Source organism: Aromatoleum toluclasticum ATCC 700605, assembly GCF_000378245.1.
GTDB lineage: Bacteria > Pseudomonadota > Gammaproteobacteria > Burkholderiales > Rhodocyclaceae > Aromatoleum > Aromatoleum toluclasticum.
In genome coordinates, this window is record NZ_KB899507.1 from 36,251 (window position 1) to 61,597 (window position 25,347).

Below are 25,347 nucleotides of genomic sequence, written 5' to 3' on the forward strand. Positions count from 1 at the left end.
TGGTTTCGCCTTTGCACACATTAGTATCTCGGTCCGCGTTCAACGTCGACTCCAACACCGAACAGATCAGCAGAAGCCGCCGAATTCTTCTTGGGCGGTTGTCTTCCATAAGTCTGAAAGTTTGCGGCTCGCCGCAACCTAATAGCCGCACTATGTCCAGTATTGGATAGCCTGTATTTGTTCCTACCCGCTTCCACGGTGACTTCGAAGTACGGATGAAAATCTTGGTAGAAGTAGCGGCTGATATTGTTCTTCGATTTCTTTATTCCCAACTGCTCCGTGACAAGCCGGGCGATCTCGGTGGTTGTGTAACTACTCCGTGGCCCGGCTTGGTGAAGCGCGAGCAAAATCACATTCTCGAGTTCTCTGGCCTGCTCGTGGCCGCTGACTTCATCTTGGTGACTGCATTCCGCCAGAAGCTCAGCGAACCTTGCTCTAAATTTTTCATACAAAGACTCAACGGTCTCCAGGTTTTCGACGACAGCTGCACCGCGGGTTGTCCTTATTTTCTCTAAGCCCATCACCTCTTCCTTGGCATCACGTTCACGGAATCCATCAATGGTTACTTGTTCTCTACCCCTCGAAACAGCGCGAGAAAAACGTATGGATTGCTGTGCTTCTAGAAAGACCAGTTTTATTTCTCTGTTCGGAAGTAACCTTTCTAGGTGATCAATCTCGTCAGGTGAGCGAAAGCCGCTAACGACTACGCGTAAGTGGCCTTTGGCTTCTATATGAGCGGCTATCGATGCCGGTACGATGGTAGGATCTTGACTAAGTGCAGAGATTGCAAAATCGCCGATCTTTACATCGCCCGTTATCCCATGTCTCCGCCAGTATTCCTGATACATGAAATCGCTGGCCTCGAAATGCATGTACCCATGCTCGTCGCGAAGCCACTGCGACAGCAAAGTCTTCCCTGCACAGCTGTAGCCACAGATCACAATTACTGGTGGCGGCTTGGGAATACTCGGGATTGACAGTTGGTACCCAAAAGGTGCACCTGCAGGTTCAGCGAGTCCAATCTTCTTTAAGAAAGCGGCAACTTGTTCGAACGCTCTGAACCGAAAGTCAACTGTGTCGGCGTGCGCTATAGAGAGCGCACTTATAGGCTCTGAGAAGCCTTCTGGAACGAACCACTTATTAAATGTCTTGTTGTCCAACCAAGGGTAGAGGAGGTTCTGCTGAAGGACTCGCTCTCGTTCAAGGATCGCCCCTTTAGTCTCTCCAAAGAACCAAAGAAGCTTGTCGCCAAGACACAGCGCTTTCCTAAATTTATCCGGAATATGGAGAACAATGTCTGAACGAACAGTCGCGGTTCTGATCCCGCCAGCGCGGTTGATCAACCTGTTCAGCTTGGGAAGCGTTTTCCCCTTCATCCAGTACTTGACGTGCACTCCAGGGACTTCAGATTCCACGCTAAGTGCGTCTATACAGACGGATGTGTCCTCTAGAATGAAAAATCCAAGGTCGTCTGTTGCGGTCCGTCTCCTCCACTGCTCCAGGGCGCTTTCGTAACTCTCCCGTAGCAGCGTCTCCCGGTCATCGATGCGTGGCTCATGGTAGCTACCGTAGAAGTACTTCTCACGAAAACCAGTTACCCGGATTCCCAACCGCTGCCCCATATATTTGAAATGGGCGAGTTTCGTTCGATTGGTGGAGAAGAAGACGATGTCAGTCAAAGCTAAGATCTCGGCCGCGGTTTCTGGGACGAGTACGGATAAGCAGATCGGATGGGAATTCTGATGCTATTGAGGAAAAAGTTCGATCAAAATCCTCCGCCAAGAAGAATAAAGCTGGCCCGACACTGCTCATGCCCACAGCATCACATCCGAGCTGCTTGAGGGTAGTAATATATGAAAGCATAGGCGCGCCGTAGCACCTGATTTCGACAGCCTTCCACTTGCAATCCTGCAATGCGCAAACTGCAGAAGCAAACTGCACTTTCGAGTGTTCAATTACCGAGGCCACGACCCCAAAAAAGGTGTGGTAGACCATCTCGTACACGCTTTTCGCTGGAAGCGGGCACGTTCTTGAGAACAGGTCAATTTCTTGTTCAAGTGTAAGTGGATCGATGTTTCTTGGAATCAGTATTCCAATATCCCAAGAGGGCATCGGAAGCGCGACGAGAGGCAATGGGAGCTCGCTAGGAGAGTCAATCGCATCAGACGGGATAAAAGGCGCGGACTTTGTGGATCTACCCAAGTCGCACACTAAGCCGCCATCAAAGTAGACGTTAAGCCCGATTCCCGATACGCCACCCCGCCCGGACAACTCTTGTAACTGGTACCGCTCTGCGTTTTGTCCATTGATGAGAAACATTGATTCCACACAGCTTAAGCAGATCGCGGTACCGGATCCCAACCCAGAATGACGTGAAAATGGCGTAACAGACTTGAGCCGAATCGTCGATGCCAGACCATGCTCCGCCCTAATTCGATCAATCCGATCGGCCAACTTATCAACTTCCTCCTCGGAGAATGCCACCTGACGAAGCACCCCCAAGTCCGTAACGGGAGAGGCCTCAAATCGTAATGTTGACAAAGGCGTGTCAATAGCAAAGCCGACTCCGCCGTTTCTTCTATATCCGTTTTCTGAAAGATCCAGAAGCGAAAGATGAAGGCGCGGATAGACAGTGATTGATATGTTATTAATCGCCATTGACCGCGTTATTCCATACGCTCTCGAAGTAGTCGAGATACGGCTTGGCAAAATTTCCGTCTGAAGAAGTGTGAACCGTGGGTGTGTTTTTGCTTTCCAGTTGGGGAAATTTGGGACCGACGAGGCACTCGCTATCCGCTCTAAAGACAGTGTGCGACGGCTGGTTATCGTAGATTCTATATTCAAAATAATTAGGAAACGTGTTCTGGAGCTCCTTAAGTCTTCTAACTGCCTTAGGAAACTTCTCGCTGGCATCCTCCCGCGGCAGCCACTTCTGATTGGCGATGAGAATCCTCAATTTCACGCCCCGCTGAAGCGCGCTGATCAGGGATTTTTTTTCTAGCTTAGGACTGCCTTGGTCCGCAAAATCAGATAAAAGACGCGTAGCTGTTACGCCAAGAACACAGATTTCTTTCTCGGCGTTGGCAATAAGGCTGCCGTAATATTTCTCATCATCCCTCGAAACTAGTACATCCTTAATTTTTAACGCTCTAAGCCTCGACATTTCGCGAAATTCAAACCACTGCAGCATGTACTGACCTAAGGCGACGACCAGACCTGGGATAAGGCCAGTCAGCATTATCACGAGGTATCCGTCTGGGGCGAACCACTCCTTTCCCGGAACAAAAAACAAAAACATCCAGAAAAATATTGTCGTTATGAGTACAATTACCCCCAAGACAGCCCAGTGAAGCGGAATCAGAAGTCTGGATGAAAAAATCGTCATAAATTCTGCCCCACGAAAATCAATTCCATTCTCGATCGTTTGGATAGAGCCCTGTTGAACGGCTTCTCAATCACCCGAACTTGCGAAAAACGCTCTTCAAAAGATCGCCTCAGCGTTGATTCGCTGGGGTACGCCTCGGCGACGTACGAAAGCACGATTGTTGAGTCTATATAGCGATCCAAAGTCGACATCAACTGACTTTCAAAGCGCCCCTTTGAGCTCCATTCACCAGGTACTGCCTCGTCTCTTAGCTGCCGAATGGGGGAGCCGTTGTTCAGCAGTCTTGGCCATTCCTCATACCGAGCTAACCCTTCCAGGAAATGATAGCGATGCAGGTATGATTCTGTATGGCGATGGGAATTGAAGTATGGAGGGTCCAAATAAACGATGTCAAAGTTTCCTACGGTAACGTCAGCTGAACCAGCTGGCAGTACATTGACCGGCGTCTCGACTAGGGCGCGTGCTTTTAGCAAGTCAGCATGCGCACTCATCATGTGTGTCGAGAAAGATGCATCCCAGGTTGTCCTATTTCCAAATTTAACCTTGCCTTTTGAGTGGCGAAGGCCCAGGTTTGCGCGGTGAAACAGATTGAACGGCCTCTTTTTTAAGCAAGCCTGGAAGAGGCAGTAAAGGATCATTGCTCTCCATTCGGCATCGTCGATATCGACTACTAACGACATAATTCCGTCTAACCAGTGATTTTCCTCGTCGGTGAAGTACATGCCTTTGAATGTTTTTGATATAAAACCTCGGACGGGTCGCACCTCGTCAAGGAATACCAATAAATCCTGAGGTTTGGACTGCTTCCGCCCGAATAGTGCGGTAGCCGAAATTTGATTAAATGCGAAGACGTCGTTGTATGTAACCTGCTTGCCTAGGTTGCTAAGCAGTAGAGAAACTGTACCGGTGCCCCCGCAAGCATCGAGTATCGTTTTTCCCGGCAGCTCTGCAAAGACGGAACAAAGCCAAGGAAGCTGACGTCGCTTACTTCCGTAGAAGCGTGTTGATGGGAATGCGTCGAAGCCAGATCTGACTCGTTCTTGCTTGTCGACGATCAGACTAGCGTGATCGAATGTGTCTCGTATGACGAAATCTTGTCCGTCTGTGTGCAGGTTGGCTACGGCAGTATTCTTCATATCGCGAGTCTGTCGCGCCCTGCATTTTTTATCAAGAGCGTCTCGCATTTCCGGCAATCCAGACAACGCTTCATTTCAGGGCGAGGCTGAGGTTGTTATTTGACGATTGCACCCGTAGACGGTGGAAGGCTGCTGAGGGTCGGGGCCGGCTATTGGCAGACAAAGGAAGCGGTAGTTTACCTACACAAGCAGGTGAGCGGCAGGCGACCGACGCATGGCCGCCCGACACCGGTGTCAGGGCCAAGGTCGGCATTGGCCGACCAACGGCCCCTCGCATAGAGACTCCCACTCCGGCTCTTCTCCGATCAAGCTGCGCTGGCGCCCGAGGAGCCGGCTGCGCCGGATTAGCGCCTCAGCCGCCTGCGAGGGCGATCGTCAGGGCTTCGAAGGGGATCATCACGCACCCGTGGCGGCTGCGGTAGCCGTGCACCGGCGCGAATAGCGCGATCTCGTCGGTGCCCTCGGGCATTCCGGACGCTTCGCCTCCGGCGAGCATCGCCGCCATGAGCGCGCGCAGTCCTTCGACCTCGGCCGGCGTGCGGCCGACTGCATGCAGGCCGATCAGCGATGCCGACGCGCGGCACAGCAGGCATCCCTTGACCTCATGCGCGATCGCGGCAATGCGGCCGTCGACGAGTTCGACGTCCATTCGCACGCGGTCGCCGCACATCGGGCTGTCGCGCAGCGCGGAACCGGTCGGCGCAGCGAGCCGGCCGGCACCGTGGGCGGCGTCGGCGAGCTCGCGGATGCCTTTGTTGTAGAGGGGTTCGATCATCGGACTGTAGTCGTCCCGCTTCGGTTCACGACGTGGGCGGCAGCTCGTGCGGGGCCGCGGGCCCGGTCAATGTCGGGGTTCGCGTCGTCGCCCTCCTCGGGCGCGCTGCGGATCAGGCCGCCGACGCCCATGCGCATGACGTCTTCGCGTGTCGGCGGGATGCCGGCCATCAGGCGCGGCAGGACGAGGTCGAGGCCGTTGCTCTTTCGCGAGCGGCCGCAGCCGGGCAGGATCACCACCGGCACGGCGCCGATGCGGCCGAGCACGAGCATGTTGCCGGGCTCGACGGGCATGCCGAAGTGCTCGATCGTGCCACCCACCGCCGTGACCGCGGCGGGGGCGATGTCGTTGCGGTCCTTGGCGACGGTGGCGCCGCACACCATCACGAGCTCGCAGCCGGCCGCGAGCGCTTGGTGCAGCATGGATTCGAGGGCGTCGCGGCGGTGGGGCCCGCGCAGCGCGAGCGTGAGGCGTCCGCCGAGCGCCTCGACCCGGTCGCGCGTGACCTTCACCGTGGCCGCGAAGATCGAGTCCTTCATGCCGGGCAGTTCGGTCTGGATGAGCGCGGCGCGGCAGGGCTTCAGTTCGGCCACGGTGATCGGCGGCGTGCCGGCGGCGATCTCGCGGCAGGCGTCGAGCAGGCGTCGCGGCACGGCGAAGGGGATGATCTTCACGGTGGCGACGACCTGACCGGGATGCACGACCGCATGTCGCGGCAGCGTTCCGATCGCGATGGCCTCGTCGAGCAGGTTCATGCGGTCGATGCGTTCGGCGTCGATGCGCAGCACGCCGGATGCCGACGCGTGCAGGTTGCAGCGGCCGGCACGGGGTGCGCGCGTCGCCGTGTTGGGGCCGACGAGCAAGGCTGCGAGCTCCTCCGCTGCGGCGTCCTCGGCGACGTCCTCGGGATCGAGCCGCGCGCCGGTGACGGTCGAGAAACCCTCGTCGTCGAGCAGATCGAGATCGAGCGCAGACAGCACGCGGCCCTTCTTCAGCGTTCGCCCGCCGATCTTCAGTGTGTGGGCGAGCATCACGCCTTGGGCGGCGGCGAGGGGAAATTCGTCGAAGATCATTGCTGGTGCCTCGTCTGGATGACCTCGGCGAGGATCGCGACCGCGATCTCGGCCGGCGCGCGGCCGCCGAGATCTAGGCCGACCGGCGCGCGGATGCGCGGGATCGCCTCGCCAAGTCCCGCCTCCGTGAGCCGCGCGACGCGCTTCGCGTGCGTGCGCGTGCTGCCGAGCGAGCCGATGTAGAACGCGGGGCTCGCGAGCGCGATGGTCAGCGCGGGATCGTCGAGCTTGGGGTCGTGCGTCAGCGTGATGACGGCGGTCTGGGCGTCGGGCTGCAGGCGTTCGAGCGCCTCGTCGGGCCATTCCGTCGACACCTCGACGTTCGGCAGCCGTTCGGGCGTCGCGAACGCGCGGCGCGGGTCGACGACCACGACGTCGAAGCCGGCGATCGCGGCCATCGGCGCGAGCGCCTGGGTGATGTGCACCGCGCCGACGATGATCATGCGCGGGGCGCCGACGTGGCAGCGTGCGAAGAGCGGCTCCTCAGTCGCGCCCTCATTTGCGTCCTTGGCTGCGGCGAGCGCACCGCTGCGATTGGCCGCGAGGCGGACGCGCGTCTCGGCAAGTTGGGCGTCATCGAGCGCGAGCTCGCCTGCGACGGTGTCGTCGATGACCAGCGCGTGTGCGCCGTCGACGAGACGGGTGACGAGCGCGACCGGCCGCTTCGCGCGCCGTGCCGCCAGCAGCGGCCCGAACAGCTCGTCATCGACGCGCTCGACGAGCACCTGCACGCGCCCGCCGCACGCCAGCCCCACTTCCCACGCCTGCTCGTCGCTGACGCCGAATTCCAGCAATCGGGCCTTGCCGTCGGCGATCGAATCCTGCGCCTCGCCGATGACCGCGCCTTCGATGCAGCCGCCGGAAACGGAACCGACGAAGGCGCCGCCCTGCTCCACCGCGAGGTGGCTGCCCTCGGGCCGCGGCGACGAACCCCAGGTGCGCACGACGGTCGCGAGCGCGACGCCGCGGCCCTCCGCCCGCCAGCGCTCGACCTGGGCGAAGAGCTGGTCGTCCGTTGCCGGCGCCGACGGCGCTGCAACCGCGGCCGCGTTCCGCCGTCGACCGACGCCCGCGACCCGCGCGTGTTCGTCGATGCGGTCGGCCAGCGCGGCCACGCGCTCGCCGCTCGTCGCCACCGTCGTCAGCACCGGCACCTCCCAGCCTGCGCCGTGTGCAGCGCCGCGCGCTTCGAGGTCGCGCACCGTGGCCGCGGCGACCGGCGAATCCGCCTTGTTCACGACGAGGATATCGGCGATCTCGAGCACGCCGGCCTTGATCGCCTGCACCTCGTCGCCGAGCCCCGGCGCGCACACGACGACGCGCGTGTCGGCGAGCCGTGCGATCTCGACTTCCGACTGGCCGACGCCGACGGTCTCGACGACGACGACGTCGAAGCCGGCCGCGTCGAAGAGGTCCACCGCGTGCGCCGTCTTCCTGGATAGGCCGCCGAGCTGGCCGCGCGACGATAGCGAGCGGATGAAGACGCGCTCGTCGCTACCGTGAGCGCCCATGCGCACGCGGTCACCGAGCAGCGCGCCGCCGCTCACCGGGCTGGAGGGGTCGACGGCGACGACCGCGACGCGCTTGCCGCGCGCGAGCAGCTCGCCGAGCAAGGCGTTGATCAGGGTCGACTTGCCGGCGCCCGGCGCTCCGGTGATGCCCACGACGTGCGCACGCCCGACCCGGCTGGCGAGCGACGCGAGCAAGGCGTCGGCACCGGGGAGATCGTTCTCGATCACGGTCAATGCGCGCGCGAGCGCCGGGCGGGAGCTGGCGGCAATCGCATCGAGATCCGGGCTGGGCGGCGGGGGCATGGGCAGGTCTCAATCAGTGGGAGGTCGGCATTCTCTTGCGCTGGCACATGGGCGGGGGAAGTCTCCTTGTGCCGGATCGACGGTTTGCGCCGGGCACGACCGCATCCCCGCTCAATGACGTGGAAAGACGAGTCCGAAGTCCTCGACGAAGTCCGCGAGGCCGGCTGCCTCCAGCCCGTCGAGGGACCTCAGCATGTAGGGATGGAGCCGGCCGCGACGCACGAGCTGGGGCACCTCCGCGAGGCCCTGCTCCAGCACCGCCGCGAGCGCATCGCCATCGGCGACGAGCAGCATCGCGACGTCGGCATCGAAATCTCCGCGGAAGTCGCGCAGCGCGACGCTGGCGCCGGACGCGGTGCCCCGCCAGACGAGGACCCGGCCGCTCCGCGCGGAGAAATCGTCCTTCGTCAGCACACCGACGGACGCCTCGGCCGCGGCGAGACCCTCGCGATCCAGCATCGCCTTCCACGCCGTGCAGTCGAGCACCTCAACGGCCGTTTCCATCGCGTGCTCCTAGGCCGGCAACATCGCCGTCACTTCGATCTCGATCTTCGCGCCGTGCTCGACGAAGCCGGCGACCTGCAAGGCCGTCATCGCCGGGAAATGCTTGCCGATCAGCTCGCGATAGACCGCGCCGATCTCGGCGAGGCGCGCGTTGTACTCGGCCGCATCGCCGAGATACCAGTTCATGCGCACGATGTTCGACGGCTGCGCGTCGGCCTGAGCGAGGATCGCGACGATGTTGGTCAGCGCCTGGCGCACCTGGCCGACGAGGTCGTCGGTCTGGAACTTCTCGTTCTCGTCCCAGCCGACCTGGCCGGCGACGAATACCATGCGGCCGCTCGTGACGACGCCGTTCGAATAGCCTTTCGGGCGAACCCAGCCGGGCGGTTGCAGGAATTGCATGTCTCGTTCTCCTCGGTGTTGGGGGTGATGCGACCGCCATCCGGCGGCCGCTTGTTCATCGAGTGCTCAGATCCGCACGCCGAGCCGATACCCCTCGTGGATCGATGCGTCGAGTCCACGCGGTATCACCGCGTCGCCGGCGCCGTGCAGCTCGTCCACCATCCACTGGAACTCGTGGAAGAGGTCGTGGTTCGCCTTGCGCGGCCCGGACACGAGCACGGTGTCGGCCTCGACGAAAGTCTCCTCGCCTTTCGCGTTGCGGATCATCGCGCCCTCGCCAGTGACGCCGACGAGCATCGACGACGTCAGGGTGCGAATCTCGAGCTCCTCGATCCACGCCGAGTGGCGCCACTTGAAGGACGGCATGACGTCGCCGGCGATGCGCTTGTCCTCCTCGACGATGACGACCTCGTGGCCCTGCTTGCACAGCGACTCGGCAAGGGTCAGACCGATCTTGCCGGCGCCGACCATGACGATGCGCTTGCCCGGCTGCGCCTTGCCGGTCGCGACGTCGAGCGCGTCGACGAGCTTGTCGTGCCCGGGGACGTGGCGGTAGGCGTTCATGTCGGTGCGCGAACCGGCCGCGACAATGCACACGTCGAACTGGTGCAGGATGCTGCGCATGAACTTCGCGTTGGCCTCGGTGTTGAAGCGCACGTCGATCTCCATCTTGCGCGCCATCGTCTCGTAGTACTTGATCACCGAGATCAGGTCGTCGGGCCGCGCGAGGTCGTTGGACGCGTAGCCGACGAGGCTGCCGCCGATGCGGTCGCCCTTCTCGAATACCGTGACGTCGTGGCCGCGGCGTTTCGCGGTGATCGCCGCCTCCATGCCGGCGGGACCGGCGCCGATGATCATGATTTTCTTCTTCACCGCCGCGGGCGTGACGTGGTATTCCGGCTCGACCTCGTGGCCGAGCGTGGGGTTCATCGCGCAGGTGTAGGGCAGGTCGCGGAAGAGCCGCGACAGGCAGTTCAGCGAGCCGATGCAGCGGCGCACCTCGTCGAGCCGGTCCTCGGCGGCCTTGTGCAGCAGCTCGGGGTCGGCAAGCATCGGGCGGCACACTTCCCAGTAGTCGAAGACGCCGTCGGCGATGCACTGGTTCGCCATGACCGGATCGGGTAGGCGGTTGCCGAAGGTGATCAGCGTGTTCGGGAACAGCTTCTTCGCCTTCGCCGAGAGGTAGTTCCAGTGACCGGGTGCGACGTCGCGGCCGATCGACGATTCGGGCGCTTCCTGCCAGCCGACCGTCACCGAGATCATGTCGACGCCGCAGTCGACCGCCTGCTGCATCAGCTCGAAGCACTCGTCCTCGCTGTTGCCGCCCCAGCGGTCCATCAGCTCCGCGCCGTTCAGGCGCACGACGAGCGGGTGTTCGGGGGTGGCCTGCTTGATGGAATCGATCAGTTCGCGCATGAAGCGGCCGCGGTTCTCGATCGAGCCACCGTATTCGTCGGTGCGCTGGTTGGTGAAACGCGAGTTGAAGTTCGCCAGCAGGTAACCCATGAAGCTCGTGACCTCGGTGCCGTCGAAGCCCGCGCGGATCGCGCGCTTGGCGGCGTCGGCGTGCTGCATGACGATGGCGCGGATTTGCTCCTTCGTCAGCTCGCGCGGCGGACGGAAGTGCGGCAGCGTCTGCGGTACGACCGAGGGCTGGATGCAGTAGCCGAGGTCGATGCCGCCGTAGCGGCCGGCGTGCAGGATCTGCTGGATCGCGACCGCGCCGTTGTCGTGGATGTACTGCGCGATGGTCTCGAACTGGGGCAGGAACTTGTCGTCGAAGATCGCCACCTGGCGGAAGTAGGCCTTGCCCTCGCCGAGCGGATCGGGATACGCGCCCTGGTTGGTGATGATGCCGGCGCCGGTGCCGGCGATGACGCGCGTCCGGGCGAGCTCGCGCGGGGTGATGTAGCCGTCGCGCGTGTTGTAGTTCGACACGCAGCAGGCGCCGTACTTGACCATGTTCTTGGTCTCGTACTTGCCGATCTTGCCGGGCTTGAACAGGTGGGGGAGCTTGAGCTCGCCGGGTCGCTTCATCGTTGTCTCCTCGTGAATTCGGTGTGGCTGGAAAATCGTGTCAATTCGCGGCGGGTCGCCTCAGGCGCCGACCGCACTGCGCGGCGCCTTTATCGGCGGCAGCGTCGCGATGAACTCGCGCAGGCTGTCTCCCTGCGACTCGCGGATGTACTCCAGCACGTCGCCCAGCGACGACGCGCAGACACAGGAACACGTCGCCGGAAAGACGAACCCGCTGGGGGCGAGGGTCTCTTCGGTCATGGCGGCCTTCTCTTCCTGAAGTTCCTGCACCATTGCCATCACATTTCCCAGAGCTGTCATGTTGTTCTCCTCGAACGAATCGGCCCGGATCGCCGAAGCCGTGGTACGTGGAGTCAATGTAGCGGGACGTTCCCGGCGAATCCCCCCCCACCCGGTATTGGTTCGATAACCATCTGAACATTTGCCGCGGAAGGGGTAAGGATTGAATTGACCAAGCAAATTCCTTGTCCGAACCCGACAACCCGATGGAATAATCGATGGAACGGATTTAATGAGCAAATTCCTCCCCTTGAATGGGGGAGGCCCCCTGCCCTACCCGTGAACCGAGCGGTAAATTCGCCGATCAGGCGAGCGCCTTCTCCCGAGTCCGCGAGGGCGATTCGCCGAACCGCGCCTTGTATGCGATCGCGAAATGGCCGAGGTGGTGGAAGCCCCAGTGGGTCGCGATACAGGTCACGGTTTTTTCGGCAGACGTCGGATCTCGCAGTTCCTCATGCACACGCTGCATTCGCACCGATTTCAGGTAGGCCATCGGCGTCGTGTTGCGAAATTCGCGAAAACCCGCAAAGAGCGCGCTCGTACTGACGTTAGCGTGCGCGGCAAGGTCGCCGACCGTCAGATCCTGATCGGCATTGGCGTCGATATATTCCTCGACGCGGCGAACATGGCGCGGCGCGATCGACTGCGAGGGGTTCAGCAACTCGTCGCGATAGTTGTTCGGTTGCACCATCAGCAGCGTGGTGACCAGCAGGTGCTCGATCTGCACCGCAGCGAGCGACGACGCGAGCGTGGGCGAGCGATGCTCGAACTCCGACACGACGTACGACACCAGCGCCTGCCAGCTGACGCCGCCCTGGCTGGACATCGGCAGGCCAAGCCCGAATTCGAGCGGTTTGCGCAACGCGTGGCCGAGATGCTGCGCGCAGACGTTTTCGAGCAGCGAGCGGTCGATCTTGACCATGATCTGGTCGCACTGGTCGTAGATCGTCTTCGTCAAGGGCAGCGTCGGCGTCACCACCGACGCGAGTTCCGGTGTCGCGTGGATCTGCTGCGCGCCACAGCGCACCTCGGCATGGCCGGCGAGCGGCATCATCACGAGCAGGAAATCGTTGAGACAGCCGGCGTCGATCGAGACGGTGGCGCCGTAACCCAGGCGGTTGATCGACACGCCCCGGATCCGCGCGTGCTGCATCCGGGTGTCCACCTCGCCGCCGCAGCCGGCGAAAGTCAGCTCGTGCGGGCAGAACACGTCCGCCACGCGGCTCCGGGCCTCGTCGAGATCCCGGGTATGAAAAAGCGTGAAGCGCGAAAGCACGTCGCGCGCCCCCAGCGACGTCATCAACGCCTGGGTCATCGTCGTCCTCCTCCGGTGTGGATTCCGTGCCTTGTTATCGGTACCAGGCATCGGAATCAGGGACGCGCGCGGTCTGTGCCGTCGTACGCGTCGTTGATCAGGGGCTGTTGTCGGTTCTCCTCGTCGTCAATGTCGGTAGCAGGCGGGTCAGACGGGTTTCATGTCCCGGCGCCGAGCCGCTGTATACAGTATCCAACCGAACGATAGGGCTAACCGCGGATGGGCGTACTGATCCAGGTCAACCGCCGGTTTCATGGCGAACTGCTTGCGGGACGATCGACGAGCAACAATGGGAGAGCCCATCGTCCTGATGCATGCCCGCGAGATCGCGCAGCACCTGCGCCTGCGCGGCGACGTGTCGCTGGATATGCGCAGTCTGCGCGGCGTCGAGATGACGGAATTTGCCCAGCAGCTCCAGGTATTCGGTGACGGGGGCCGGATCATCGATGTCGCGCGACAACCTCAAGCCCCGGTCGCGGCGGTATTCCCACAGCAGCGCGAAATTCGTCTCGACGGCCTTGCGGGCGACCTCGATATTGCTCGCCGACGGGAAACGCCAGCCCGAGGTACAGGGCGAATAGAGGTGCAGATAGGCGAAGCCTCGTTCCGAAGCATCCAGCGCCGCTTCCAGCTTGGCGTAGAAGTCCTCCATGAACGCGGTCGAGGCCGTGGCGACGTATTCGCAGCCGTGCCACATCATCAGCAGCGGCAGGTTCTTGGCGTCCTGCGTCTTGCCGCGGCCGGTATCGCCCACCGGTGTCGTCGCGGTCCATGCGCCGTAGGTCGTGCTGCCCGAACGCTGCGCGCCGGTGTTCATGTAGCCCTCGTTATCGACGCAGACGAACAGGATCTGTTCGCCGCGTTCGGCCGCTCCGGACAGCGACTGGAAGCCGACGTCGCCGGCGCCGCCGTCGCCGGCAAGCGCGAGCGCAGTGACCTTGCGCCCCTTGCGCCGGTATTGCCGGCGGATGCCGGTGAGCATCGACGCGGTGTTCGTCAGCAGCGGATGGAACACCGGCACCTTGCAGCCGAGCATGCCGTTGTAGCCGACCGAACCCATGCCGGGGATGCAGCCGGGCGGTGTGGCGAGCACGGTGTTCGGGCCGACGCGGCGCAAGGTGTGGCGCATGATGAGTTCCGTGTTGCAGCCCTGGCAGCCGCCCAGCCCCGGCACGAACAGGTCTTCCAGTTCACCCCAGCGGTTGTAGAGCTTCGCTGCGTTCACGTAGCGCAGCGCGCCGCGGGTGCAGGCGGAGACGCATTGCGGCGCGCCGGCGCACTGGTCACATTTGACGACGTGGCCTTCGGCCGGACTGAAGGCGATACCGCCGTAGATGCAGCCGGCGGTGCAGAGCAGGCAGTTCACGCAGCGTTCGGCGTCCCACGCGACAATGCCGTCGTCGCCCTTCGCGAGCGCGGCGGCGGGGCACACCGACGCGCAGCGCGGATCGCCGCACTGACGGCACTGCGCGACGCCCCAGCAGCCCGCCTCGTCGTCGCGGACGATGCGAATTCGGGATTGGGCGATGTATTCAACCGTGGATTTGGCGCTCACGCAGGCGCTCATGCAGTCGCCGCAGCCGTCGCAGCGCGCGGGGTCGAAGGAGATGGTCGGGGTGGCACTCATCGGCTCATCTCCACAGTCCGGACATCAGCGCACGCGCCGTGTCTTGCGGGTTTTCCAGCAGCGCATCGCGCCGTGCGCCGATCTCGACGCGGCGCAGGATCAACTCCCACATGATCCCCGGGTCGAACAGCACGTCGACGCCGAAGATGCCTTGAAGGCGGCCCTCGCGGAGGACAAGCTTGAGATAGCCGTCGGCGCCCTCCCCGCCACGCACGAGCACGTCCCACTCCGATCCGGCCTGCTCGGGGGCGTCCCGCCCGACCGAGAGCGCACGGCGACCGAAGAAGCCGTAGGTGTTCAGTGATACGCCGCCGGGATAGGGGCGAACGCCCGGGTCACCCGCCATGCTCATGCCGGCGGTTCGGCCCTGTTCGACGGCGTCCGGCAGGATGCCTCCGGCGGGTGTGCCGTCGGCGAAGAAGCTGCGCGTCTGCACGACATCGCCGGCTGCCCAGACGTTGTCCGCGACGGTGCGCATGAACTCGTCGACGACAATGCCTCGCTCGACCGCAACGCCCGAACCCGCCAGATACGAGACTTCCGGCCGCACCCCGGCGGCGGCGAGCAGCAGGTCGGCGTCGCGAGCCTCGCCGTCGTCGAGCAGCACCGTGCAGCCCTCGTCCCGTGGCGCGACCTGTTTGACACGCCGCCCGGTCAGCACCTCGACGCCCTTGTCGCGGAAAACCGCTTCGATACGGGCGGCGGCGAGCGGGTCGAAGTAGCCGGGCAGCACCTGCCCGCGCATCTCGACAATCGTCACGCCGGCACCCGCGCGCACGAGATTCTCGGCCGCGTGCATGCCGACCAGCCCCGCGCCGAGGACGACCGCGCGACCCGCTGAACGACCCGCCTTGCTTGCAACATCTCGCAGCGCGAGCGCGTCGTCGAGCGTGCGCAGCACGTGGAAACTCACGTCCGACAAACCCTCGATCGGCGGGAGCGCGGGCGCAGCGCCGGTCGCGAGCAGCAACTTGCCGTAGCTGATCTCGCGACCGTCAGCGAGGCGCAGCCGGGAGTTGGCGGTGTCGAGGGCGGCTGCGGCCGCCTGCTGCCGGTAGTCGACGCGCTGCGTGTCGAACCAACTGCGCTCGCGCAGCGCGACGCGATCCGCGGCGCACTTGCCCGACACGACATAGGGCAGCACCGTCGGCGACACGGGCAGCCGCGCCTCGCGGTCCAGCACGGCGATGCTGCCGTCCGCATCGTGCGCCCGGATCGCCCGCAGCGCCTCGAGGCCGGCGTGGCTCGCGCCGAGCACGACGTAGTCGAACAGTTCCATTCATCGATCCTCGGCGTTGAGCCACACGGGCTCGCGCGGACAGGGGGCATCCAGGAGCTTCGCGGTTTCGGCAATCGCGCGCTCGAAATGCGTCTGGGTCAGGTCGGCGCCGGCGAGGCCGCCGATCAGCGACAGGCAGGGAATGCGGTGGCCGCAGTGCTGCAGCGCCGCGAGCGTCTCCTGATGCACCGGGCCGCTGTTCCAGCCGTAGGACACCGCGCGGTCCACGACCCCGACCGCGCGCACCTTGTCGAGCGCTGCGACCAGCGCGTCGAGCGGGAACGGCCGCAGCGTCTTGATGCGGATGAGGCCGACGCGCTCGCCCCGGTCGCGCGCGGCGTCGACCGCGTCCTTCGCGGCGCCCGCCATGCTGCCGATCGTGACGAGCGCGTGATCGGCACCGTCGAGCCGGTATTCCTCGACGAGTGGCGCGTAGCGGCGGCCGAAGCGGCGCGCCCATTCCTCGTGCACCTCGACGATCACACGCAGCGCGTTCTGCATGCCTTCGCAATGCCCGCGCCGGTAGCCGACGAAGAGCGCCGGCCCCGGGCCCGTCGCGCCGCCGGTGAGCGGATCGACGCCCATCGGCCGGTCGGGGTCGAGCGCGGCGTGCCAATTCACATCCGGCGTGCCGAGGAAGTCGTCGACCTCGGTCTGGTCCGGCAGCTCGATGCGGACGATGCCGTTCGACAGGTAGTTGCCGTCGTGATTGACGTTGACGGGCAGCATCACCGAGCGGTCCTCGGCGATGCGGTAGGCCATGACGATGGTGTCGAGCACCTCCTGCACCGTCTCGCAGAAGAGCTGCACCCAGCCGACCTCGCGCACCGTCATCGCGTCCTGCTGGCCGCCCCACACGCACTGCGGCGTGATGCCGTCGCGGTTGACGATGGACATGACGATCGGCAGGCGCAGGTTGGGCGTGCGGAAGTACGGCTCGAACATGAACGCGAGGCCCTGGCCGCAGCTCGCGGTGTAGGTGCGCGCACCCGCGAGCGCCGCGCCGTGCAGCACCGACAGCACGCTGTGCTCGCCCTCCGCTTCCACGAGTTCGGCATCGAGCACGCCGTCGGCGACGAATTGCGCGACGTATTCGGCGAGCGAGGACTGCGGCGTGATCGGATACACCGCGACCATGTCCGGCCGCGACAGCACGACACCCCACGCAGCTGCCTCGTTGCCGTCGCAGACGAGGATCCTGGGCGCCTTCTTCGCGACCGCCGTATCGGTGCCCGGCACGATCCTTTCGCCTGCCGGGTCGGCAAGCAACGCAGTCTTCTCGACGACATCGTTCATTTCATTCCTCTTCGGGAATCATTGCGATCGCGCCTTGCGGGCACTCCCTCGCGCAGATGCCGCAGCCCTTGCAGGTGGCGAGGTTCATGTCAAACCAGCCGGCGCGCTCGACGACGCACTGGACCGGGCAGTACAGCCAGCACACCGCGCATTTGACGCACTTGCGGCGGTCGACGACCGGCCGCAACGAGCGCCAGTCGCCGGGCAGCATGCGACTGAACTCGGTCGCGATCGGGCATAGCGTTTTCGGGATCGCGCTCGCATCGAAAAGCGGCACCGCCTGCTTCTTCATGCCGCCTCCCGCCGCTCGACGCGATGCACGACCGTGTGCGCGTGGCCGAGCGCCAGTGCACGCCGGTTCTGCGCCAGGCCGGCGTCGCGGAAGCTCGTTTCCTCCAGCGCGCGTTCGAGCGCCTCGAGCGACACGAAGCCGGTCGCGCGCGCGAACGCACCGAGCATCACGGTGTTGGTGATCGGCCGTCCAAAGACCTCGCGCGCGATGCCCACCGCATCGCACACGGCGACCGTTGCGACCGACGCGGGCACCGCGATGTCCTGCGGCGCGAGCCGGCTCGCCTGCACCAGCGTGCCGCCTGCGCGTAGCCCGGCGAAGATGTCGACGACGCGCGGCAGCGACGAATCGATGCACACGACGCAGTCCGGTTCGTAGATGTTGGTCATCGCCCGCATCGGCGTCTCCGACGCGCGCAGGTAGGCCGCGACCGGCGCGCCCCTGCGCTCGAAGCCGAACTGCGGCACCGCGACCACGTGCTTTCCCTCGGCAACCAGCGCCTTCGCGAGTATTCCGGCGGCGAGCACCGTCCCCTGGCCGCCGCGTCCGTGCAATCGCACTTCGAACATGCGGCCTCCGTCAGGCCGGCACGAGCGCGAGCGCGCGCAGCGGGCTGCCCGAGCCGCCGACGAGCTTCAGCGGCGACGCGACGACGACGGCCCCGGTCGGCGGCAGGCGGTCGAGGTTCGCGAGGCTCGCGAGCCCGAACTTGCCGTTGCCCTGCATGATGTGGTGCGTCCAGAACGGCGGATTGAAGCTGTGCGCCTGACCCGCATCGGTGCCGACCGTCTCGACGCCGACCCCGAGCACGTCGCGCTCGAGCGCGAGGAGTTCCGTCGCGCCACGGTCGAAGCCCGGCGAATGCGGCCCGTCGTCGCGGCAGTTGAGGAATTCGGCAACGCCGACGCGCTTCGACCAGTCGCTGCGCAGCAGTACCCAGGACTTGGGCGGAATGCGCCCGTGCTTCGCCTCCCACGCCAGCACCGCGTCGCGCGTCAGCAGGAAGTCCGGGTCCGCCGCGGCCTCGGCGCTGATGTCGATGACGCACGCGGGGCCGACGAAGCGCTCGGCCGGGATCGTGTCGAGCGTGTTGTCGGCGCGGTCCTTGCCGCTGACCCAGTGCACCGGCGCGTCGAAATGCGTGCCGGTGTGCTCGCCCATGCGGATCGTGCGCCAGTACCACGCCGGACCCTTGTCGTCGTAGTGCGAGATCGTCTCGAAGCTCACGCCGGGCGAGTTCGCGAACGGTGGCGGCAGTCCCAACACGGGCGTATCGGGCCCGAGCGGCTGCGTCAGGTCGATGACCCGGACCGAGCCGCGGGCGAGCTCCGCGGCGAGCTGCGTCAATACACTGCCATTGGCGCCCATGCTGTTCTCCTCAATCGTCGTACGTGGAAGGAAACCCGGCGGAGCACGCCGGCCAGGCTGGCTCGCCGGCGCCGTCGCGGATGCGTTGCGGGTGGGTATAGACGGTTGCGGCGCCGTCGCGGACGAAGCCGCACAGCGTGATGCCGACGCGCTCGGCGAGCGCCACCGCGAGCGAGGTCGGCGCCGACACCGCGGCGACGAGCTCGAAGCCGGCGCGCGCGGCCTTCGCGACCATCTCGTAGCTCAGGCGCGACGACAGCACGACACCGCAGCCGGCAAGCGGCACCCCGCGCAGCAGGCATGCGCCGATGACCTTGTCGAGTGCGTTGTGGCGGCCGAGATCCTCCGCCGCGGCGACGATGCCGGCATGCGGCGAGAACACCGCGGCGGCATGCGCCCCGCCGGTGGTGCGGAAGAGCCGCTGCCGGCGCTGCATCGCGTCCATCAACGCGCTCAGTCGCGGCGGCGCGAGACGCAGCCCTGTCGTGACCGGAGGGAAAGCGTCGAAGCCCTCGGCGAGCTCGTCGCGCCCGCCGCACAGCCCGCAGGAACTCGCCAGCACAACCTCGCGCCGCCGCACCACGGCGCGCTCAGGCGCCTTGATCCGCAGGCGCACAACGTCGCGCCGCTCGGGGCAGACGGCCATCGTCGCGATGTCGTCGAGCCCGGCGATGATCCCTTCCGAATACGCAAAGCCCGCCGCGAGCGCGAGCCGTTCGGGCACCCTCTCGGACACCACCTCGTCGCCGAGCACGCCCTCCCCGGCGACGTAACCGGCAGCGGCGCCGTCCCCGTCGGCCGGCGTCCACATCAGCGTGTAACGGCCGACGCCTTCGACGTCGATCGTCAGCGCGTCCTCGTCGATGATGCGGCAGTTCGCCACCGCTCCCGGCGCGCTGCCGGACAGCCGCAGGGCGGACACCGCCCGGCTGCCGTGTTCCGGAAACACTTGCGCCGGACTCGTGGACATCGCATCGCGCGCGTCATGAACCGGCCAACCCGCCACCGTTCGGGCCGAGCCGGTCGAAGCCCCGCCACCGCCCTTAGACAGGGCGAACGGATGTGAGTCGATCCATGCCATTTCCGGGCGGACCGCGCGGTATCAGTGGCGAAACCGGTACGCGAAGCTCAGGGCCGGGTCGTATCCGCCGGCCTTGAACATCAGCACGCGGAACGCGTAGTAGCCGGTGAGTTCGAGTCCGGCGACCGCGAGCATCCACGCGAAGGCTGGGGGTGCGACCAGCATCGTCAGCGCCGACACGACGAAGCCTGCGCCGATCACCAGCGGCACGAACCAGCGCGCGAAGCCGCCATGCAGCAGCATCGCCACCGACTCCCGCCCCGCCTCGGAGGCGTGACGCGCACCGTGCAACAGGCTCGACACCGTGACGAGCCCGTACAGCATCAGCGCCACCGCCGCCACCTGCAACAGCCGCACGGTTTCCGGCCCTTGCGCGAGGAAGGGCTCGTCGAAGCCCAGCACGAGCGTCAGCAGCACACCGTTCAACAGCGCGTAGGTGAGGCTCGCGACCGGCATCAATCCGCCGCTCCACAGCGTGATCGCGGTCGAATGCGACATCGCGAAGCCCTGATAGACCATGATGACGAAGCACGCGGCAAGCGCGAGCGCGGCGACGAGCGGCGACAGCACGGCCGGCAGCACGTGGAGCCCGGTGTCGAGGATATGCAGCGCGCCCGTGACGACGAACAGCAGGATCGCGGCAAGCCCGCGACTCACCCAGGACGTGCGCACTTTCGTCAGTGCGCGCCAGCCGCGCAGCGGCTGCCCGAGGTGCAGCGCATGCCCGCCCGCCTTGCCGAACAGCACGAGGAGCAGGCCGACGACCATGCCGGACATGAAGTCGAAGAACTGCGCCACGAAATACAGGCCCGCGCCGGCCTCACCGAAGAAGAACGCGGTCGCCATCTGCACCCCCCACGCCTTCTGGCGGCCGACGCCGACGCGGAAACTGCCGTCCGGGATGGGCTTGCTCGCAATCATCGGGATCTCCTTTGCATGTGCCCCGCCTCAGTCGATGTAGAAGACGCGCGGGTTGGTGTTCTTCTCGGGCAGCGGCTGGCGCCCGTGGCGTTCCCGGATGAGCTGGCGCGGGCGGCTATGCGGGTCGTCGAGGTCGCCGAAGATGCGTGCCTCGGTGGGACAGGTCGCGACGCACGCGGGCAACTGGCCGGCGTCGACGCGCTCGTGGCAGAACGTGCATTTGACGACCGTGCCGACGGTGAAGCGCCCTATCCCCTGCTCCTCGAACGGCGTCAGCCGTCCGCCGCCGAACAGTCCCTCGTTCAGCATCTCCGGCTCGAGCCGCGTGCGCTGGTCGTACGGGCAGGCGACAATGCACGTGCCGCAGCCGATGCACTTGTCGCGATCGACCATGACGATGCCGTCGGGGCGCGTCGAGGTCGCGCCGGTCGGGCAGGCGCTTTCGCACGGGGCGTCCTCGCAGTGGTTGCAGATCGTCGGCACGTAGGTGCGCCTGACGTCGGGATACTCGCCGACCTCCTCCGACAGCGTCTTGGTGAAGAACACGCCGTCGGGCAGGCTGTTCTCCTGCTTGCATGCGACCGCGCAGGCATTGCAGCCGATGCAGCGACGCAGATCGAAAACCATGCCCCACTTCGCCATCAGTGCGCCCTCCCCTGCCCGCCGTTCGGCCCGAACACCGAATTGCCGGCGGCGATCTCCGCGGGTACCGCGGCGAGCTTCGTCAGCTTCACCCGCGCGACCGTCTCCGGCTGGCCGCTGCATGCATCGGTGTGCCGCAGGTTCGCCGGCAGCAGCTGGTTGAAATTGCCCCCCCCGTGGCGCACGCCGGTGTTTTGCGTGGCGACGCGCGACAGAGCGTTCGACACGCACACCGCATCGGGATGGACGCCTTCGGACAGCGCCAGCCGCGCGACGATCGCGCCGTACGGCGACTCGATGCGCACCACGTCGCCGTCCGCGAGCATCCTTTCCCTCGCGGTCCTGGGGTTCAGCAGCACCGCGGTATGCACCGGGTCCTTGAACACGATGTCGTTGATCCACGGGTTGCCGATGCTCTCGCCGAAGTTGATCTGGATGTCCTTGAAGGTGATCGCGTAGAGATCGAAATCCGCGGGTTCGAGATGCACCGGGTCGGGCACCGGCGTCGGCAGCGGCTGGTAGTCGCCCCATTCCCATTCATGGCGGAAGGGCACGTCGGCCGCCTCCATCTTCTGGCGCAGCGTGTCGCGTGCGCGCACGATGTCCTCGATGTAGAAATGCAGCCGCAGCCCGTCCCACGGCCGGTACCACTTGTCCGGGCGCCGCGGCGTCACCGCATGGCCGTGCTCGATGTACCAGTCGAGATCCTTGCCGTTCCACAGCTTGCCTTTGCGCTCGGCGATCTCGCGGTCGCTGTACTTGCGGTTCGGTTCGAGCAGCAGCTCCGGCTTCTGGTGGAAGCCGTTGACGAAATTCAGGATGCCGTTCCAGGTCTCGAGCACCCCCAGCCGCTCGGAGATCCCGTAGAAGATCTCCTCCTCGCTCTTCGTGTCGTACAGCGGCGGCGTCGCGGGCTGGCGCAGGCACATGCCCTCGTGATGGGGCGGCTCGATCATCGTCATGTTCCACGACTCGAGCAGGTCGTGCGAAGGCAGGATCACGTCGGCCCACTCGTTCGATTCGTTCGGCAGGATGTCGATCGCGACGATGAAACGCATCGAACGCAGCAGCGCGTACCACTGCTCGCGGTCGCCAGGCAGGTTCCACAGCGGGTTCGAGTGGCACATCAGCAGCGTGTCGGGCTGGTAGTCGAGTCCGAACTTCTCGGCATTCGCGAGCGTGTGCTGCGTCAGGTGCCCCGGATCGACGCCAATCGGGAAGAACCCCATCAGGTGCGTCTCGTTGGGCGGCCACGAGAACGGCACCTCGGGGTGGAGCTGGTGCGGCATCGTCTGCATCATGCCGTTCTCGCCGGGCTGGATCTGCCCGCAGCCGCCGCGGATGTCCTGCATCTGGTCGTCCAGCGTGACCCCGACGTGCCCGCCCGGCGTGTCGATGGCGCCGACGAGGAAATTCACCAGCTTGAACGCCTGGTTCGCCATCGCGCTGTACTTGTGGCCCTGCGCGCCGCGGTAGTAGTTGTACGCGGCGGGTCGCAGCGGCAGCATGCGTCCGTCGATCTCGATGAAGGAACCGATCTGCGCGGCCTTCGCGAACTCGCGCGCGATGCGCCGCGTCGTTGCGGCAGGTACCGTCGTCAGCTTCTCCATCTGCTCCGGCGAGCAATCGGCGAGGATGTCCTTGAACTTCTGGAAGGCCGGCCGGCAGGGCTTGCCCTCGACGACGTACGTGCCTTCGAGCGCGACGTCCTTCAGCTCGGGGGCGTCCCACAGCCGCGCGCAGTCGTCCACCGCATCCCAGACGTAGATCCTGCCCTCGCCGTTGCGCACGAAATAGCCGTCCGGCCCGACGAGGTAGGGCGCGTTCGTGTCCTTCTTCAGGAATTTCACGTCGTGGAGCTTCTCCGCGACGAGCACGTGGGCGAGGCCCAGCGCGAACTGGCGGTCGGTCGCCGGGCGGATCGGCACCCATTCGTCGGCCTTCGCCGCGCCGATCGACAGCCGCGGCTCGACCACGACGACGCGCATGTTGCGCTCGATGCGCGCCTTCGCGACGTGGTTCGCCTGCGCGGCCGTGTGCAGGTGCGACGAGAAACCGTCGCCGCCGCCGTTGTTGATCCAGTAATTGCAGTAATTGACGTCGTTCGCGGCGGCGAAGGCGGAATGGATGAACCCGTTCATCGGGTGGTAGCCGCCGCCGCAGAAGTTGCCGACGGACGAGAAGTAATTCGCATTGCCGAGCGCGGCGGGCCATGCCCACAGGAAGAGCTTCTGGAAGTCGTTGATGGCCGGCAGCAGTTTGCGCGGATCCTCGTCCAGCGTCCTTTTCAGCTCGCGGCCGACGAGGTCGAGCGCCTCGTCCCAACCGATCGGCGCCCACTTCGGATCGACGCCGGGCCCCTTCTCCGGGTTGGTGCGCCGCAGCGGCGTCCTGAAGCGCGCCGGATCGTAATGCCGCAGGATCGCCGCATTGCCTTTGGGGCACAGCCGCCCGTTGTTGCTCGGGCTAGTCGGGTTGCCCTCGATCTTGTTCACGACACCGTCTTCGGTGACGTGGACCCGCGTGATGCAGGAGTGAATGCACATCTTGCAGCTCGAATTGAGCCACTTGCCCGGCTTCATCGAATTCTGCACGGGCTGCACGAGAGTCTCCATTGCCGCTCCTCGGTGGATTTGCGCACCTGCTTCGAGGCTTGAAATTACGGCAGCCCGGTCGGCCGAACTATCCCGCGATTGCGGCCCCTATCCCCGGAGTGCCGATGTTTGATGTTTGAAGTTTGCGCACGCGACGCCCGGCCGGGCCGACAGGAAAAGGGCGCCTCGCGGCGCCCTTCCCCGCGATGGCGGTGCCGCGTCAACTGCCGCGCATGTACTGCACCGAGAACAGCTTCGTCGGACTCATCTCCTGGTCGAGGTGCACCTTGAACTTGCCGGTCGAGCAATGCTTGGCCTGCACGTCGATGATGGCGAAGCCGTCGTTGATCGCCACGCCGCGCCCGGCGTTCTTCGGCATGTGGCTCTCCGAGTCCGTGTAGGCGATGATGAAGGTCTTCCACAGCTCGCCCTTGCGGTCGTAGATCTCGTTCAGGCTCAGTGCGTAGGTTTCGGCGTCGACGTAATGGACGCGCTTGCTGATGACGTGGTCGGGATTGACCGGTACCGACTCGATCACGTAGGTCTTGCGCAGCTGCCACGTCACGTTCGGGAAGCACGCCCCCTCGCCGCCGAAGTCGATGAACTTGAAATCGGCCTCCTTCGGCTCGTCCGCGAGCTTCTGCTTGTTGTGGGCGTAGAACGGCACCAGCAGGTCGCGCGTGCCCTTGTATTCCCACTTCATGTCGCGCATGCGGCCGTTGTAGCCTTCGAAATCCTCGACCATCAGGTCCGAGCCGAGGAAGGGGTCGGTGATCTGGTTCGACGCGAGCCGCCGCACCCGGCGCTGGAAGCCCAGATAGAGGTACACCTCGTCGAGCTTCGCGTCGTCCGAGAAGCGGCTGATCAGGAGCTGCGTGTCTTTCAGATCCTGTGGCTCATGCACCTTCAGGTAGCCCGAGCGCAGGAGCTGCGACGGATTCGGCTCGACCTCCGGGCGCGGCTCCTGGTCGACGCGGTGCTTCCACTGGATGATGTGGTACTCCTGCTTGAGCGTGCGCTCGACCTTGCCGCTCGCCATGTTCTTGTATTCCATGTACCACGGCCAGATCGTGTAGCTGTCGCCGATGCGGTTGTTGTGCTGGAAGTTCCAGAACACCTTCTCGCCGGCGCGCGGGTCCTTCGCGTCGGGCTCCTGCGGGAAGGGCCGGCCGGCGACGAAACCGCTCAGGTCGCCGACGTTCGCCCCCAGTGACGCTTTGCCGAGGTTCTTGCGTGTCGCGTCGATGTAGTTCCTGCTGATGCCGAACGAGTAGGTCTCGCCGACCGCGAGCGTCGTCTGCCCGCTCTTGATGAACTGCGCCATGCTCGGGATCAGCGCGGCCTTCGCGGCCTCGACGTTGCTCTTGTCGATGACCATGCCGGGCTTCACGCCGGCGACCGTGGGCACGCCGCCCTTGTACGGGCCGAAGCTCTTGTCGACGTCGGCCTCGGTTGCGGCCTGCGCGGTGCCGATCGCGCCGGCCGCCAGCAGCATCGATGTCATTGTCCTCATCTTCATTGTCGTCC

Annotated in this window: 23 protein-coding genes; all 23 read right to left on the reverse strand. The window is 64.7% G+C overall.

Annotated elements, in window-relative coordinates:
• Positions 1-20 precede the first annotated feature (20 nt).
• Entirely contained in the window at positions 21-1,679 is a 1,659-nt protein-coding gene (locus F464_RS30580) for a non-canonical purine NTP pyrophosphatase (protein WP_157354088.1), read from the reverse strand.
• Positions 1,672-2,658 (reverse strand): beta-ribofuranosylaminobenzene 5'-phosphate synthase family protein, encoded by a 987-nt coding sequence (locus tag F464_RS30585; protein ID WP_157354090.1) that lies wholly within the window; start codon positions 2,656-2,658, stop codon positions 1,672-1,674. The genes F464_RS30580 and F464_RS30585 overlap by 8 nt, the downstream gene beginning before the upstream one ends.
• A complete protein-coding gene (locus tag F464_RS31155) occupies positions 2,648-3,385 on the reverse strand; it encodes a hypothetical protein (protein ID WP_018992075.1) in 738 nt (245 codons plus the stop codon). The genes F464_RS30585 and F464_RS31155 overlap by 11 nt, the downstream gene beginning before the upstream one ends.
• The gene (locus F464_RS30590; RefSeq protein WP_084600577.1) at positions 3,382-4,569 is read right to left on the reverse strand and encodes a DNA adenine methylase; all 1,188 of its coding nucleotides are present in this window, start codon (positions 4,567-4,569) and stop codon (positions 3,382-3,384) included. Before F464_RS30590 ends, F464_RS31155 begins: the two co-directional genes overlap by 4 nt.
• Positions 4,570-4,873: 304 nt before the next feature.
• Positions 4,874-5,296 (reverse strand): iron-sulfur cluster assembly scaffold protein, encoded by a 423-nt coding sequence (locus F464_RS0122280; protein ID WP_018992076.1) that lies wholly within the window; start codon positions 5,294-5,296, stop codon positions 4,874-4,876.
• On the reverse strand, positions 5,293-6,369 hold the full coding sequence (locus tag F464_RS29290) for a molybdopterin-binding protein (protein ID WP_018992077.1): 1,077 nt from the start codon (positions 6,367-6,369) through the stop codon (positions 5,293-5,295). Before F464_RS29290 ends, F464_RS0122280 begins: the two co-directional genes overlap by 4 nt.
• Positions 6,366-8,183 (reverse strand): methylmalonyl Co-A mutase-associated GTPase MeaB, encoded by a 1,818-nt coding sequence (meaB, locus tag F464_RS31435; protein WP_018992078.1) that lies wholly within the window; start codon positions 8,181-8,183, stop codon positions 6,366-6,368. The genes F464_RS29290 and meaB overlap by 4 nt, the downstream gene beginning before the upstream one ends.
• Before the next feature lie 111 nt (positions 8,184-8,294).
• Positions 8,295-8,687 (reverse strand): hypothetical protein, encoded by a 393-nt coding sequence (locus F464_RS0122295; protein ID WP_018992079.1) that lies wholly within the window; start codon positions 8,685-8,687, stop codon positions 8,295-8,297.
• Between the two features lie 9 nt (positions 8,688-8,696).
• Positions 8,697-9,089 carry a RidA family protein gene (locus F464_RS0122300; protein WP_018992080.1) on the reverse strand — a complete coding sequence of 131 codons (393 nt, stop codon included), beginning with the start codon at positions 9,087-9,089 and terminating at the stop codon, positions 8,697-8,699.
• A 66-nt stretch (positions 9,090-9,155) separates the two neighbouring features.
• Entirely contained in the window at positions 9,156-11,126 is a 1,971-nt protein-coding gene (locus F464_RS0122305) for an oxidoreductase (protein ID WP_018992081.1), read from the reverse strand.
• Between the two features lie 60 nt (positions 11,127-11,186).
• Entirely contained in the window at positions 11,187-11,426 is a 240-nt protein-coding gene (locus F464_RS0122310) for a hypothetical protein (protein WP_157354093.1), read from the reverse strand.
• A 283-nt stretch (positions 11,427-11,709) separates the two neighbouring features.
• Entirely contained in the window at positions 11,710-12,720 is a 1,011-nt protein-coding gene (locus F464_RS0122315) for an AraC family transcriptional regulator (RefSeq protein ID WP_018992083.1), read from the reverse strand.
• 238 nt (positions 12,721-12,958) lie between these two features.
• A complete protein-coding gene (padI, locus tag F464_RS0122320; RefSeq protein ID WP_018992084.1) occupies positions 12,959-14,347 on the reverse strand; it encodes an NADH-dependent phenylglyoxylate dehydrogenase subunit beta in 1,389 nt (462 codons plus the stop codon).
• 4 nt (positions 14,348-14,351) lie between these two features.
• Positions 14,352-15,626, reverse strand: a complete 1,275-nt coding sequence (padH, locus tag F464_RS0122325) for an NADH-dependent phenylglyoxylate dehydrogenase subunit epsilon (RefSeq protein WP_018992085.1) — start codon at positions 15,624-15,626, stop codon at positions 14,352-14,354.
• On the reverse strand, positions 15,627-16,922 hold the full coding sequence (gene padG / locus F464_RS0122330; RefSeq protein WP_018992086.1) for an NADH-dependent phenylglyoxylate dehydrogenase subunit alpha: 1,296 nt from the start codon (positions 16,920-16,922) through the stop codon (positions 15,627-15,629). It lies immediately after the preceding gene.
• Between the two features lies 1 nt (position 16,923).
• Positions 16,924-17,214: an NADH-dependent phenylglyoxylate dehydrogenase subunit delta gene (padF, locus tag F464_RS0122335; protein ID WP_018992087.1), complete on the reverse strand. Its 291-nt coding sequence runs from the start codon at positions 17,212-17,214 to the stop codon at positions 16,924-16,926.
• Positions 17,211-17,783, reverse strand: a complete 573-nt coding sequence (padE, locus tag F464_RS0122340; protein WP_018992088.1) for an NADH-dependent phenylglyoxylate dehydrogenase subunit gamma — start codon at positions 17,781-17,783, stop codon at positions 17,211-17,213. Before padE ends, padF begins: the two co-directional genes overlap by 4 nt.
• Positions 17,784-17,793: 10 nt before the next feature.
• A complete protein-coding gene (locus tag F464_RS0122345) occupies positions 17,794-18,582 on the reverse strand; it encodes a cyclase family protein (RefSeq protein WP_018992089.1) in 789 nt (262 codons plus the stop codon).
• Between the two features lie 10 nt (positions 18,583-18,592).
• A complete protein-coding gene (gene fdhD / locus F464_RS29295; RefSeq protein WP_018992090.1) occupies positions 18,593-19,552 on the reverse strand; it encodes a formate dehydrogenase accessory sulfurtransferase FdhD in 960 nt (319 codons plus the stop codon).
• Between the two features lie 132 nt (positions 19,553-19,684).
• Positions 19,685-20,584, reverse strand: coding sequence for a DmsC/YnfH family molybdoenzyme membrane anchor subunit (locus F464_RS0122355; RefSeq protein WP_018992091.1), 900 nt, complete (start codon positions 20,582-20,584; stop codon positions 19,685-19,687).
• A 27-nt stretch (positions 20,585-20,611) separates the two neighbouring features.
• Positions 20,612-21,211 carry a 4Fe-4S dicluster domain-containing protein gene (locus F464_RS0122360; RefSeq protein ID WP_232429018.1) on the reverse strand — a complete coding sequence of 200 codons (600 nt, stop codon included), beginning with the start codon at positions 21,209-21,211 and terminating at the stop codon, positions 20,612-20,614.
• A gap of 14 nt (positions 21,212-21,225) precedes the next feature.
• Positions 21,226-23,841: a molybdopterin-dependent oxidoreductase gene (locus tag F464_RS0122365; RefSeq protein WP_018992093.1), complete on the reverse strand. Its 2,616-nt coding sequence runs from the start codon at positions 23,839-23,841 to the stop codon at positions 21,226-21,228.
• A 199-nt stretch (positions 23,842-24,040) separates the two neighbouring features.
• Complete coding sequence (locus F464_RS0122370) at positions 24,041-25,339, reverse strand: DUF1329 domain-containing protein (RefSeq protein WP_040395706.1); 1,299 nt, start codon at positions 25,337-25,339, stop codon at positions 24,041-24,043.
• Between the last annotated feature and the right edge of the window lie 8 nt (positions 25,340-25,347).

Coding starts and splice junctions, on each gene's coding strand:
- F464_RS30585 (WP_157354090.1), bottom strand. CDS start 2,658: ATGGCGATTAATAACATATCAATCACTGTCTATCCGCGCCTTCATCTT.
- F464_RS31155 (WP_018992075.1), bottom strand. CDS start 3,385: ATGACGATTTTTTCATCCAGACTTCTGATTCCGCTTCACTGGGCTGTC.
- F464_RS30590 (WP_084600577.1), bottom strand. CDS start 4,569: ATGCGAGACGCTCTTGATAAAAAATGCAGGGCGCGACAGACTCGCGAT.
- F464_RS0122280 (WP_018992076.1), bottom strand. CDS start 5,296: ATGATCGAACCCCTCTACAACAAAGGCATCCGCGAGCTCGCCGACGCC.
- F464_RS29290 (WP_018992077.1), bottom strand. CDS start 6,369: ATGATCTTCGACGAATTTCCCCTCGCCGCCGCCCAAGGCGTGATGCTC.
- meaB (WP_018992078.1), bottom strand. CDS start 8,183: ATGCCCCCGCCGCCCAGCCCGGATCTCGATGCGATTGCCGCCAGCTCC.
- F464_RS0122295 (WP_018992079.1), bottom strand. CDS start 8,687: ATGGAAACGGCCGTTGAGGTGCTCGACTGCACGGCGTGGAAGGCGATG.
- F464_RS0122300 (WP_018992080.1), bottom strand. CDS start 9,089: ATGCAATTCCTGCAACCGCCCGGCTGGGTTCGCCCGAAAGGCTATTCG.
- F464_RS0122305 (WP_018992081.1), bottom strand. CDS start 11,126: ATGAAGCGACCCGGCGAGCTCAAGCTCCCCCACCTGTTCAAGCCCGGC.
- F464_RS0122310 (WP_157354093.1), bottom strand. CDS start 11,426: ATGACAGCTCTGGGAAATGTGATGGCAATGGTGCAGGAACTTCAGGAA.
- F464_RS0122315 (WP_018992083.1), bottom strand. CDS start 12,720: ATGACCCAGGCGTTGATGACGTCGCTGGGGGCGCGCGACGTGCTTTCG.
- padI (WP_018992084.1), bottom strand. CDS start 14,347: ATGAGTGCCACCCCGACCATCTCCTTCGACCCCGCGCGCTGCGACGGC.
- padH (WP_018992085.1), bottom strand. CDS start 15,626: ATGGAACTGTTCGACTACGTCGTGCTCGGCGCGAGCCACGCCGGCCTC.
- padG (WP_018992086.1), bottom strand. CDS start 16,922: ATGAACGATGTCGTCGAGAAGACTGCGTTGCTTGCCGACCCGGCAGGC.
- padF (WP_018992087.1), bottom strand. CDS start 17,214: ATGAAGAAGCAGGCGGTGCCGCTTTTCGATGCGAGCGCGATCCCGAAA.
- padE (WP_018992088.1), bottom strand. CDS start 17,783: ATGTTCGAAGTGCGATTGCACGGACGCGGCGGCCAGGGGACGGTGCTC.
- F464_RS0122345 (WP_018992089.1), bottom strand. CDS start 18,582: ATGGGCGCCAATGGCAGTGTATTGACGCAGCTCGCCGCGGAGCTCGCC.
- fdhD (WP_018992090.1), bottom strand. CDS start 19,552: ATGTCCACGAGTCCGGCGCAAGTGTTTCCGGAACACGGCAGCCGGGCG.
- F464_RS0122355 (WP_018992091.1), bottom strand. CDS start 20,584: ATGATTGCGAGCAAGCCCATCCCGGACGGCAGTTTCCGCGTCGGCGTC.
- F464_RS0122360 (WP_232429018.1), bottom strand. CDS start 21,211: ATGGTTTTCGATCTGCGTCGCTGCATCGGCTGCAATGCCTGCGCGGTC.
- F464_RS0122365 (WP_018992093.1), bottom strand. CDS start 23,841: ATGGAGACTCTCGTGCAGCCCGTGCAGAATTCGATGAAGCCGGGCAAG.
- F464_RS0122370 (WP_040395706.1), bottom strand. CDS start 25,339: ATGAAGATGAGGACAATGACATCGATGCTGCTGGCGGCCGGCGCGATC.